The organism is Niastella vici (assembly GCF_002077945.1).
Taxonomy (GTDB): Bacteria; Bacteroidota; Bacteroidia; order Chitinophagales; family Chitinophagaceae; genus Niastella; species Niastella vici.
Map to the genome: position 1 here is coordinate 25,717 of NZ_LVYD01000048.1, position 13,130 is coordinate 38,846.

A 13,130-nucleotide genomic window follows, 5' to 3' on the forward strand; every position below is an offset into this window, starting at 1 on the left:
TAAAGTCGCTGTTACCGGTTACTGGGTTCCGGTTTCGGGGTAAAAAATTCGAAGACCCCGATTATAGGCGGAGTGACCGAAATTCAAGCCCTGCAACTGGTAACTGGTAACTGGTAACTGGTAACTGGTAACTGGTAACTGGTAACTGGTAACTGGTAACTGGTAACTGGTAACTGGTAACTGGTAACTGGTAACTGGTAACTGGTAACTGGTAACTGGTAACTGGTAACTGGTAACTGGTAACTGGTAACTGGTAACTGGTAACTGGTAACTGGTAACTGGTAACTGGTAACTGGTAACTGGTAACTGGTAACTGGTAACTGGTAACTGGTAACTGGTAACTGGTAACTGGTAACTGGTAACTGGTAACTGGTAACTGGTAACTGGTAACTGGTAACTGGTAACTGGTAACTGGTAACTGGTAACTGGTAACTGGTAACTGGTAACTGGTAACTGGTAACTGGTAACTGGTAACTGGTAACTGGTAACTGGTAACTGGTAACTGGTAACTGGTAACTGGTAACTGGTAACTGGTAACTGGTAACTGGTAACTGGTAACTGGTAACTGGTAACTGGTAACTGGTAACTGGTAACTGGTAACTGGTAACTGGTAACTGGTAACTGGTAACTGGTAACTGGTAACTGGTAACTGGTAACTGGTAACTGGTAACTGGTAACTGGTAACTGGTAACTGGTAACTGGTAACTGGTAACTGGCAACTGGTAACTTCCTACGGCACCTTAACCGCCTGCCTCGCCAGCAATTTCCATTGTCCTTTTTGTTTTTGAAAAACCAGTAAGATATTCAGCTTCACACTACCGGGATTGCCACTGTCGTTGGTGGTAGCCGATAACGTGTGCCTGACGATGGCCGCATCACCGGCTACTGTTATGGTTTGATTGGTAAGGTCAATAGTTACAAAATCTGATTTGCCGGTTACGATATTGTCAACAAACGTTGCCTTATCCTCTACGCGGCCGCTGCTGTGCCCATAGCTCAACTGATCGGCCGTAATATTTTGTAACCCTGCTTTGTCCCCATCTATCATGGCTTTGCGCAAATTCTCCACCGCTGCAGTTACAGCAGCTTCCTCTTTACTTTGCGCCATAGCCGTATTCATCATTATTGTTAATGCAATAAGGTAAATGAGTTTCCTGATCATATGATTATTTTAATGGTGTTATAGTTACTGGTCCTAACAGGCCCGATGTTTCGGGTTGCCATTTGGCAGCGGTAAATAAGCCATTGGCATCGCGGTTCTCGGGCAATCGCGCCGGGAAATTAACATTATAGAATTTCTTCCAGGAAACCCCTTCCTGCTCCAGCGCAATGATGCGGTTCGTCATGCCATTGGTCACGTTCACTTCCAGTACATTATCTGCTTTCAGTTGGCTGGCAGGTATGGTTACCCGGTATATGGGCCCTAATACGGTGGCGAGTGATTTTCCATTGAGCACCACTTCTGCGCTGTGGGCCACTTTGCCCAAATCGAGTGCATAAGCAGGGGCAGTGCCGGCCGGTTTGGCAAAATGAATGCTGTATTGTGCGGTGCCCGAAAATACTTTTCCTAATGGATCGGGTACCTCTGTCCAGGAAGCTAATTTGGTCATGGTGGCTGTTTTTGGCAGGTCGGGCCCACCCATCATGAACCGCAGGGTCCAGGTACCTTTTATTTCACTGGCGCTGCCGCCAATATTATAATATTTGTACGCATTACCTTTTAAGGTAGTGCCGGAAGTTTGCAGCACACAGCTTTCACCGGGCTGCAGCTGTACATACACTTCGGTAACCCCTTTCACAATGCGGGTACGGGCTATGCCGCTTTCCTGTTGCATGGGTTCAAATACAATGGCGCTGGTGGCTTTACGGCCCAGCGGCACCCATTTATTGACTGCTTCATTCGATGTATTGCTAATAAAATAATAATTACCGTCGATCAATTTGCGGCGTATACATTGCAGGCCCAGTTCATACATGGGCTCCGGCTTAACCTCGCCGGCTGTTAACAGCTGACCGATGTCGTCGCCTTTAATGAACATGCCTTTGCCTGTTATGGCTTTTTGCAGGGCGCCTTCGGCTGAAAACTTAAGGGCGGCAGTTATATCGGCAAATTGTTTTTGGCGGGTTTCCAACTGGCTATAACCGGGTACACCGCCGGGCAGGTTTTTGTAAACGATGATGCGGGCGCCATCTTTTGCCAGCGCCGCCAGCTTTTGCCAGGTAGTTAAGGGCAGGTATTTTGTATTGGCCAGCACAATGGTGCGGTAATTGCCGCCGGGTGCTTTCAATAACGCACCATTCATGGTTACCTGCTCCAGTTGTTTATCGGAAATAAAATCAAATGCATATCCTTTCTGCAATAGTTCTTCGGCCACTTTATTGAAGTCGGTATTCTCAAATCCTTTCATGCCATCGTAATGATGCAGCAGGTCGCGGCCCGGTTCCGAATTATGATCGCTGAATGGAAAATACAACAGTACATCATTATCGGGTTTGCCGCTTTGCAGGAACGACTGGCAACGGGTTACATAATTGTTCAGGGTGCCGAAGTGTTGCCAGAAAGGATGAATGGGTTGAAAATGCACTGCCGCATAGAATAACCAGCCCGGCCATTGATCATTCATGGGCGAATACGCCGTACCATGGTATACAATGTGATTTACCCCGCCTATAAAATATTTGTCGATCGCCGTTTTTACATCGCCGAGGCTTGTTTTGAAATGTTCGTTCAACCAGGTGGCCGCTTCGGCCGAAGCCAGCGGTTTACCGAGGATGTGCGCTGCCGATACGGCAAATTTGAACCGCAGCAATTCGGTGCCTTCGGTTTCGGGAATATCAACCACGCCATAACAGTCAAGGATATTGGCTGGTGAGCCGTGCGACTGGTTGCGCACTATTTTTCCTTTCGACTGTGCCCATTGGCGCCAGGGAATGGTGAATTTATCCAACAACAGGTCGGCAATGGTTTGCCGGTAATCGTATAAGATGCGTAAGCTAAGCTCATCGCGTTGCTTTGCCAGTAATTGTGGTAAAAACAATTTAAGGTCGTACCCGCGGCGGGCTTTGAACTCGGTAAAAAAACCGGGCGTGTAATTACTTTGTCCGCGGGCATCATCCACTTCATACGAGTCATTAAAAAAACCTCTTAACTGACTGAGGTCATTGCCCGCAAAAGCCGTATCAAAGCGGCTGAGGTATTTTTTAAGCGCGGCTTCCGAAAAATGGTCAATGGCATTGCCTTCGGCGCCGGGTGCGGCGCGTTCTACCATTTTACCATGCCAGCCCATGAACAGCGCGTATACCGTCCAGTTACCAGCCGGGGCTTTCCAGTTTAAATTGCCATTGGTACCTACGTTAGCAGTGATGTCAATGGCCTGGCCTTTATCGCCATAGGCCATAACCACCTGTACAGGCAGGTTCTTTTTATATTTCAGCTGGTCAATGGCCAGGGCCTGCAGGTTCTTATTGGCATACACCGGTTCGGCCAGCGTGCTTACATCCTTTACTTTTTCCGATGCCTTCAGCACTTTTACCACGGCTTCACCTTCTGCGTTCTTTGGGTAAACATTATTTACCTCGGTGAGGGTATTGCCAATAGCTTCTATGTATGGTTGTTGTTCAAATGTGATGGGCTCTTTTACTGTTTCGCCGGCTTTCAGCGTCCAGGTCTTGTATACAAAATTTTTACATGCTTCGGCATCACCGATCAGCGGACCGCCACCGAAGGGCCAGCCGCTACCGGTGGCCATATCTATCTGCATATTCAGCCGTTTGGCCTCGCTTAAAGTATGTGAGAATACCTGCATCCAATGCGGCGATAAATAATCAATGAACTTGCTTTCGTACCCCCCTACTCCATAAATGGGTGTTATTTCCAGTCCACCCAAACCAACAGCGGCATATTGCTCCATATTGGCGGTAAGGTCTTTTGGGTTCACCGCGCTTCCCATCCACCACCAGCGGGTCCAGGGTTTGGTTACGGCGTTTACCTCCGGCCATTTTATTTGCGCCTGTCCATGGATCAATACGGATAATAAGCTGGTAGTAAAGATTAATCTTTTTATCATCTGATTCAATTGGTTATTTTGGGGTCGGTACCTGATGGTTTACCCCGGCTTATGGGGCAGATGGTGAAAGATACATTCTGCCCGTGAAAACAGCAACATGTATTTTATTGTTGCTCATCAGATCTTCACCGCATAAGCTTGTTCCTGACCTTCAAAATTGGCCCTGAAAATGATCCATTTGCCATCGGGTGAGAAGTGTACATTGGGTTCCAGCTTATAATTATGGTGTTTCATATTCACCAGCTTCTCTGCTTTAAAGTGGTCGCCCTCCGGTGTGAATAAATAGATCCATTGTCCATCGGGCGCCTTGGCCACTTGTGAGGGATCGCCACCATCACCTGCAAACAATTTTTGATCGGGCGAAATGGTGAAGTGGATGCTCCATTCATTGCGTTGCAGGTTGTATTTTTTTTCTTCCAATGTTTTAACGTTCACACCCCCTACGTAAAAATTGCTGCCGCGGGGCAGTTGCCAATCGAACCAGATGGTTTTGCCATCGGGCGAGAACCACTCATGACCTGCAATTTCCATCTCCATGGTTCGCGTATGCATCAACCGCGCGTTGCTTTTATCGGCATGGCGTACATCGATGGTCCAAATACGGTCGACCTTGTGCCAGGGGCCTTCGTGGCAGAACATTAACAGGTTAGCATCGGTAGTTGAAAACTGTACATGGTTGAGCCAGGCGCTGTCGGTAAATAAACGGCGTAGTTGTTTGCTATTGATGTCAATAACAAACAGGGTACGGGGTAAACGGGCTTCGTAGATCTTCTCAAAAAAATCATGCTTCTCCGGATTATTTTTAAGGATCTCCTTTTCTGCATCGGTGCTGTAGGCGCCGGCCAGCAGGGTTTCATCGGCATTCACCGTGGTGATACCCGCTTTGAAACCGGCCGGGAAGACAAACACCCCTTTTGTTTGTTTCGTATCTATATTGGTTACAAAAACACTGTCTTTAATTTGGTAATAAACGTTGTGACCTTTGGCGCTTACTATTTCACCGGTCATGGGAGCGCTTTGGTGTGTAAGCTGTTCCATTTTGCGGGTAGTAAGATCAACTGTATACAGCTGTTTGCCATTGATGCTGTCGGTGCTGTAAAAAACCATTTTATTACCAACAAAGGGATTGTTGTGAAAATAGAAACTGGCATTGGCGCCTGGTTTGTTGGTAAGCCGTACAACGGTATGTTTGGTTGAAGCGTCGATCCAGGTTTCAGGCATTGGTTTTTGTGCGCCTGTTTCAAGCACCGGTTGTGCTGATGCGGTAAGGGAGATGATACTTAGAAAAGCAAACAATTGTTTTTTCATATCGTGCATTTAAAAAAATGTCCGGAAGACAAATACAACTGGTGTAAGGCGCTTCCGGACTTTTTATCACATGCTGCTGAAAAGAAATTATTTCAGTGGCATCAATAACCTAAATTCTGTTCATACAAGCCCGGCTTTACATCCAGTTCTGATTGCGGTATTGGATATAAGATGTAATTCTTTTGAAAAGGTTGCATTACTTTTTGTACATCTTCTGCGGCGATCCAGGAGGTCATGATAGATTCTATATTACCACTGCGCACCAGATCGTGCCAGCGGCTGCCTTCTGCTGCAAATTCCTTTCTTCTTTCTTCCATCAAACGCGCCAATGTTACGTTGGTGATGGCAGCCAGGCCGGCCCTTGCTCTTACCTGGTTCACAATTGCATCTACATCGGCGGGTGTTCCGGGAGCGCCGTGCAGTATACATTCAGCTTTCAATAGTAAGATATCAGTGTAGCGAAGCACGATGAAGTTGATCGGCCAGTCGAGCCGGTTAGTAGGCACCTTGGTAAGGTCTACATACTTTTTAAAGAATGAACGGGTTTCGGTAACCCCATTACTACTGGTAAAACCCGGCTGTATGGAAAAAGCCTTACGCGTATCAGCGGCTTCATACGAATTCAGCAGGTTGTTTGAAATTGGTCTTATGGTTAAACCACCCTGTACTGCTTTACCTACCGCCTGGAACCAGGCATCGGGCGCCAGCAACCAGGGGAAGGTGCCGCCAACTATCGGGTTTGAGCCGGTGCTGTATTGAACATCAAAGATCACTTCGGCATTATTCTCATTGGTATAGGAGAAAATATTCGGATAGCTTGCCAGGAATGAATATTTATTACTGGCAATAATTTCGTTAAGCAGCGTAAGCGCCTGCCCCCACTCGTTGAGGCCAAGGCCCGGCCCATTAATATCATAGGTTGGGCCCGAACGGGTCATGTATACCAATGCCAGTATGCCTTTGGCGGCATATTTGGTGGCCCTGCCTTTATCGGCGGCCGTTGAATAGGCATCAGGTAAATTGGCAGCGGCAAACTGCAGGTCGGAAATTATAAGACTGTACACATCACTTACCGCACTTCGGCCAATATTGAGTGCTTCAGTGGCAGTAACAGTTTGGTCAAGAACCGGCACCCTGCCAAACCAGCGCACCAGATCGAAATAATAGAAAGCGCGCAGGAATTTTGCTTCCGCTTCCAACCGCGTTCTTAAGGTGCCATCAGCAATAATGCTTTCTCCTTTCTCGCTTAATTTCTGCAGCAGCACATTGGCCCGGTTAATACCTGTGTAATTGCCCGACCAGGCTTCTGTTACATAGGGATTGCCGGCGATGGTGCGGTGAAAACTGTTAATACCTTCCCAGTCACGTACACCCCCATCCGATACGGCATATAAATTATCGGACCGGGTTTCAGATAAATTCAGCTGCCGGTCGGGGTAGGTCAACAACGAATTATACGTTGCATTCACTGCCTGAATAAAATCGCCCGGTTGTGTATAGAAATTCGCGGTTGTTTGATCAGAAATAGGAGTCTGATCCAGCTTCTTGTCACAGGCGCTCAGCATCCCCAGGATCACGATCGATGAAAAACCAATTATTTTTTTCATATAGACTCAATTATCAGTATTAAAAAGTAATGTTTACACCCAGGATCAATGATTTTGGTAATGGCAATCCGCCATAATCGCCCGGTTCAAGGTATTGCGTGCTGCCACTGAGGTCGGTGTTGTTGGCATCGGGGTTTAAACCGCCTTTATATTTGTCGTGGCCAAAGAAATTTTCAGCAGTAATATATATACGGGCTGCCTGCATCACTTTCTTCGCTTTTATTACCCGGTTCAAATCATATCCTAACGTGATCATGCGAACGCGGATGTAATCGGAAGAATACAACCAGTCGGTATTGGCGATCTGTCCGAAGGTAGAATAAGCCTTCCCTACCTTTCCGGCGCCGGGAACATCGGGTGAACGCCAGCGGTCACGGAAGAAGCCCAGCGCATTGTCAACCGTTCCCTGTCCGGTTCTTCCCAGGGCGCGGCCTAATAAAGAATAAATAGAACCACCGCGTTGTCCCTGTACCAGCACAGCAAGATCAAATCCTTTGTAGCGTACGGTATTGGTGATGCCATAAATATAATCGGGATTGGGATGGGCTACTATTTGCCGGTCATTCAGGTCAATGACGCCATCGCCACTGTAATCTTCATATTTGGGATCGCCTACCGTTTCCGAACCATATAAGGCAACGCCCTTATTAATGTCATCCTGTGTAAGGATGCCAATTTGTTTTACAACAAACACACTGTACATGGGCTCACCCACCCGCAAAATGGAGTGCTGCACATTGGTTCCATAGGCTGAAGGAATGATGGTTTGGTTTTGTCCCCCACTCAATGCCAGTACTTTATTGGTATTGTGGCTCAGGTTCAGGGAAGTTGTCCATTGTACCGGGCCTTTTACGAGGTTACGGCTGGTTATTTCCAGTTCCCAGCCTTTATTGCGGGTTTCCCCGGCATTAGCCAATAAGTTTGAGTAACCGGTTACCCACAGAATAGGCACATTTAATAACAGGCCAGTGTTGTGCTTGGTATAAATATCAAAAGAAGCACTGAGCCGGTTCTTTAAAACAGTGATATCAATGCCCGCATCAAACGTTTCTGATTTTTCCCAGGTAAGATCGGGATTCACGGGGCCGGCAGGGGCCTGCCCGATCACCGATACCGTATTTAAGGAATAGTTATAGTTTTTGAGTAATGGTATAGTGGCATAATCGCCTATTGCATAATTACCAGCTTTACCCCAACTGCCCCGTACTTTCAGGTCATTGATAAAGGGTACTGCCTTCAGGAATTCTTCTTCAGATACCCGCCAGCCAACCGAGGCGCTGGGGAAATATCCCCATTTGCTATTTTCACCAAACCGGCTCGATCCATCGCGGCGAATACTGGCACTCAACATGTATTTGCCATTATAGGAATACTGCACGCGGCCCAAATAAGAAAGCAGGAAATTTTTGGTTTCCCTGGTTTCGCCTGTGACTCCATTTGCTCCACTTAGTGTAATAACGCCATCCGTTTTAAAGCCCCCATTGGAAGACAGCGTTTGGTTATCGATCTTCTCCGAATTGTAAGTAAACCCAACTACAGCGGCAATGTCGTGCACCTCATTGATGGTCTTGTTATAAGAAAGCGTATTCTCATTTACAAAATTCATCTTCTTAAAGCTGCTGAACGAGCCGCTGGTTTGCAAAGTGGTTTGTGCCAGGCGGGTGCTCTTGCTACTGGCGATCCTGTACGGCCGGTAACTTTTACTATCGTTATCGGTATTATCGAGGTTGATCGTTGATTTAAACGATAATCCCGGAATGATCTGGTATTCACCAAACAGGGTAGTCAGTGTGCGGAACCGTTTTGTTTCGCCAATGACGTATTGCAATTTTGCAAACGGGCTGTTTGTCGAGGTGCTCCATGCATACTGATCGTTATTACCCACATTGGGATACAGGCCCATGGTATCTTCCTGAACCGGGCTCATACTTAAGATCTGGTGAAAGATGTTATCCTTTCCTTCAACACCGGGATCATTCGTTATAGAATAGGTAGGCGAGATATTTAAACCGAACCGGAGCTTTTTATTGGCATTCACTTCCACATTGGCGCGGGCCGAATAGCTGGTATAATCAGTATATTTCACCATGCCTTCCTGCCGGGCCATGTTGCCTGAAATATAGTAACGCACCACATCGGTACCGCCACTGGCCGAAACCTGGTGGTTTTGCATTAACCCTTTGCGGAAGGTTTCATCCTGCCAGTCAATAAAGCGTAATCCGGGATGGCCGGGTTGCGTCCAGCGTTCATCCGTCATATAGGCCGTATTGTAAGCACCGGGAGCAACGCCCAGTACCTGGCGGCGGCGGTCGTTATTGTCGTTGGCCGTTGCGCCCTTGTTGCCATATTCAGCCACATACCGGGCGTTCACCATCTCGGTAAACCGGTCGATCCATTCGTCCCCTTTCAGCATGTCGAGTTTTTTGCTGCGCTCAACAAACCCCACATAGCTATTGAAGCCAATTTTTGTTTTGCCGCTTTTACCCCGTTTGGTGGTAATGAGCACCACGCCATTGGCGGCCCGGGAACCATAGATGGCAGCAGCTGCTGCATCTTTTAATACCTGTACGTCCTCAATGTCGTTTGGGTTCAGGTTATCGAGCGGGTTGCCATTGGCGTAATTACCGGCAGCATTGGTACCGGTGGGGGTTAAAGGAAAACCATCCACTACATACAAAGGTTCATTGCTGGCGCTGATAGAACCGGTACCCCGCACCTGTATGCTGAACCCTTTACCCAATGCACCGCTGGTTTGTTTTACCGTTACGCCCGCCATTTGCCCCACCAGCGCCTGGTCAACCCGGGTTACCGGGCGCTCATCGAGCCGGCTGGCATCAAAAGATGCCTGGGCTGCCGTTACATTGCGTTTCTTTTGCGTACCATACCCGATGACCACCACATCTTCGAGCGTATTTTTTTCACCGGCGAGGCTTATATTAATAATGGTTAACCCATTAAGCGGTACTTCCTTGCGGGTAAATCCAACCGAAGTAATGACAAGGGTTTCCCTGCCGGTAGTTACGGGAATGGTAAATGTACCATCCTCTTTGGCGATGGTTCGCTTATCTGTTCCCTTTACCTGAATGGTAGCGCCGGGAATGCCCGTACCTGTTTCGTCGGTAATTTTTCCGGTAACAGTGCCGTTGCCGGTTGTGTTCTGTGAGTTGGCATGAAATGCTGTAAACAGTAGAAAGACCGGTAATAGCCAAACACCTTTTGGTAGAAGTTGTTGAACGCTCATATGCGCACTATTTTAATAGTTTACAATCGTCTGATGCTGCTAAAATTAGGATCACGCTATTCAACGTTCATCCTGTTCCATCCTGTCTAAATGGAATTAGCAACAGTAAATAACATAGCAGTACGCAATATTTAATCTGTCTTTAATTTTCAAAGAGAATAAGAAAGGACAGTAACAGCTCATTCATTTGTTACTGGTGCTTATGGTGGCAGAGATGTGGTATGCTACAAATTTTCAGTTCCGTGGAAGAATGTACCGGCAGGGTAAAAAGTTAGACAGGAAAATACAATCAACTGCTGCTCACCGCTTTTAAGAAATATTTTCACTAATTTAAACGTCAGAAAGACATTTCCGGGAACGATTGCGTAAATCCCGTATACCATACCGGGATGCTTCAGGACAGTTAAACACCCTGAAATTTTAATTTTATATCAAGTATCCTCTAAAGCTAAACAACCAAAACGAAACTGACTTGCCATGCTGCACTTTACTATTGCAGCTATTACGCTCCCCGTAATAGCTCCCTTATACAATTTTCCTTCATTTTCCATACTATTTCATTTTACAGCATTCCACCAGAAATTAAAACAATCGCTCTTTAACCCCTAGCGGGCATACTACGCTATTCGTTTGCATCTGGCTCCCTAATAAGAATAAGACTAAACAATCACTTGCCATGCGTACATCGTTACAAGCATTTTTTTTATTGGCTACTTCCTGTTTATTATTGGTCAATTGCCGTAAAAAGCAATGGGATGACTATTATGGCCGGCCTGCCGGGCTGGAGTCGCCCATTTACCAGGTATTACAAAGCAAAGGTGGTTTTACCTCCCTGCTCGCCTGTATTGACAAGGCTGGTTATAAAGATATCCTCAGCTCTGCAGGTTACTGGACCCTGTTTGCGCCTACTGATGAAGCTTTCAACCAGTATTTTAAAGACCACAACATCAGCAGTGTTGAATCGATAGACGTGGAAACAGCTACGAAGATCGTTCGTTATTGTCTGGTATACAATTCATTCAATACCGACCGCCTCGATGACTACCAGAGTACCACCGGCTGGCAGGCAGATCAGGCCTTCAAACGCAGGACCACGTATTATGATCTGTTCGACACAGCCATGATAAATGGGCAGGTGCTTCATACCATAGCCTCGAACCGGAATGGAAGCATTTATTCTACTTCGGATAATAACAATAAATATATTCCATACTTTACCAATCCCTTTTTTACTACAGCAAAGCTCACGGCCGCTGATTACAATTATTTTTATCCCGGCTCTTCTTTCACGGGCCTCAATATTCTCGATGCAAAGATCACGGAGTCGAACGTTGCTGCCGAAAACGGGAACATCCATATTATAGATAAAGTATTATCTCCCTTACAGAATATTGAGAAATACCTGGCCTCCAAACCTGAATACAGCCTGTTCAACAGTTTGTTCCAGCGTTTTATGGTGGCTTATATTGAGAACGTGGATGCCACCCACAAGTACCAGGTATTGAATAACAGCAGCGACAAGGTGTACGTGAAATTTTATAAAGACGGGCTTGCCTTTTCCCTGAACAATGAAAATTATCTGAAACTCCAGGACAATGACGGGCAAATGAATGGCTACACCCTGTTTGCGCCTACCAACGACGTACTGGAGCCTTATTTGAAAAACGTGGTGCTTGAACATTACAATAACGACCTCAACAACCTGAGCAAGCTGCCCCTTCAAACACTGTTCGACTTCCTGAACGCGCACATGTGGCAGTCGCCGGTATGGCCAACCAAATTTGCCACCACCGGTAATTACCTGGGCGAAGAGGCCCGCTTTAATGCGGCCACCGATATCGTAGATAAAAAGATCCTGAGCAATGGCTTTTTTTATGGGGCAAAAAAAGTGCAGGAATCGAACCTGTTCTTCACCGTATATGCCCGCCCCTACCTCGATCCGCAATATACCCTTATGACGCGGTTGCTGAACGCAGATCTAAAATCGGTGATCACCAACCCCAACTTTAACTACACCATCCTGATGATGAGTGATGACCAGATCCATGCATTGGGTTTCGATTGGGACGGCAACAGAAGCGCCTGGATAAATACCGATCCCAACGCCCTTGGCGCCGGCGATCCCAAGGGTACCACAGCCCGGTTGATCAATTTGAGCGTTATTTCAACGCCCAAAAACCAATTGAACAACCTGACGGGTGATGGCATCATTGAAACCATGGGTGGTGAAATGATCAAATGGTCGAATGGCAAATTTTATGCAGCCGGTAATATCGACAAAGGCAATGTAGTAAATGTAGTGGCTTCAAAAGCCATGAAAAACGGCATGGTGTATTATACAGATGGACTGTTGTTGTTTTCCCCCACTACCATTGGCAAACGGCTCGAAGCCCTGGCGCCTTCTTCTTCTTCCCCCTACTATAATTTCGTGCAGTACCTGATAAAATCAAAATTATATACCGCCGCTACCGGCGCCATCAGTGGTGTTCCGCTGGGCTTTTTTGGAACCATCCTGATCCCTGATAATGCGGCGATCGTGCAGGCGGTTAATGATGGTCTTTTGCCGGGTACAGGTACGGCGCCAAACAAAGTGCCCAATTTTGCGCCCACCGCCACGCAGGAAATTGAACAGGTAAGCAGCTTCATTCAGTTCCACATTATGAAGAAATCGGTTATCAACGACGAAAAAACAAAAGACGGTATTGAAACTAATTACAGGAACCTGAACGATCAGGTGGGCCTTATAACAGTGACCAACGACCCCGGTGTGCTAACCTTTACAGACCCATGGGGCCGTACAGCGGGCATTAATGCCGCCAGCAGTAATGTACTGGCCGACCGCATCGTCATTCATTCGATCAACAAATACCTGAAACCCAACTATTGATCATTTCGCAAAACTGACAT

Annotated in this window: 7 protein-coding genes; 1 reads left to right on the plus strand and 6 read right to left on the minus strand. The window is 46.8% G+C overall.

Annotation, left to right across the window (positions count from 1 at the left end):
* Positions 1 to 83: 83 nt before the first annotated feature.
* The 6 genes from A3860_RS41655 to A3860_RS18090 form a co-directional block, all read right to left on the minus strand.
* The gene (locus A3860_RS41655) at positions 84 to 719 is read right to left on the minus strand and encodes a hypothetical protein (protein ID WP_216823462.1); all 636 of its coding nucleotides are present in this window, start codon (positions 717 to 719) and stop codon (positions 84 to 86) included.
* A gap of 11 nt (positions 720 to 730) precedes the next feature.
* A complete protein-coding gene (locus A3860_RS18070) occupies positions 731 to 1,162 on the minus strand; it encodes a nuclear transport factor 2 family protein (RefSeq protein ID WP_081148146.1) in 432 nt (143 codons plus the stop codon).
* Between the two features lie 4 nt (positions 1,163 to 1,166).
* Positions 1,167 to 4,067, minus strand: coding sequence for a glycosyl hydrolase (locus tag A3860_RS18075; RefSeq protein ID WP_081148147.1), 2,901 nt, complete (start codon positions 4,065 to 4,067; stop codon positions 1,167 to 1,169).
* 117 nt (positions 4,068 to 4,184) lie between these two features.
* Entirely contained in the window at positions 4,185 to 5,375 is a 1,191-nt protein-coding gene (locus A3860_RS18080) for an oligogalacturonate lyase family protein (RefSeq protein WP_081148148.1), read from the minus strand.
* Between the two features lie 101 nt (positions 5,376 to 5,476).
* Positions 5,477 to 6,982, minus strand: a complete 1,506-nt coding sequence (locus A3860_RS18085; RefSeq protein ID WP_081148149.1) for a RagB/SusD family nutrient uptake outer membrane protein — start codon at positions 6,980 to 6,982, stop codon at positions 5,477 to 5,479.
* A gap of 19 nt (positions 6,983 to 7,001) precedes the next feature.
* Positions 7,002 to 10,223, minus strand: a complete 3,222-nt coding sequence (locus tag A3860_RS18090; protein ID WP_081148150.1) for a SusC/RagA family TonB-linked outer membrane protein — start codon at positions 10,221 to 10,223, stop codon at positions 7,002 to 7,004.
* A 676-nt stretch (positions 10,224 to 10,899) separates the two neighbouring features.
* Between A3860_RS18090 and A3860_RS18095 the strand changes: the two genes are divergently transcribed.
* Positions 10,900 to 13,110 (plus strand): fasciclin domain-containing protein, encoded by a 2,211-nt coding sequence (locus A3860_RS18095; RefSeq protein WP_081148151.1) that lies wholly within the window; start codon positions 10,900 to 10,902, stop codon positions 13,108 to 13,110.
* Positions 13,111 to 13,130: the final 20 nt, after the last annotated feature.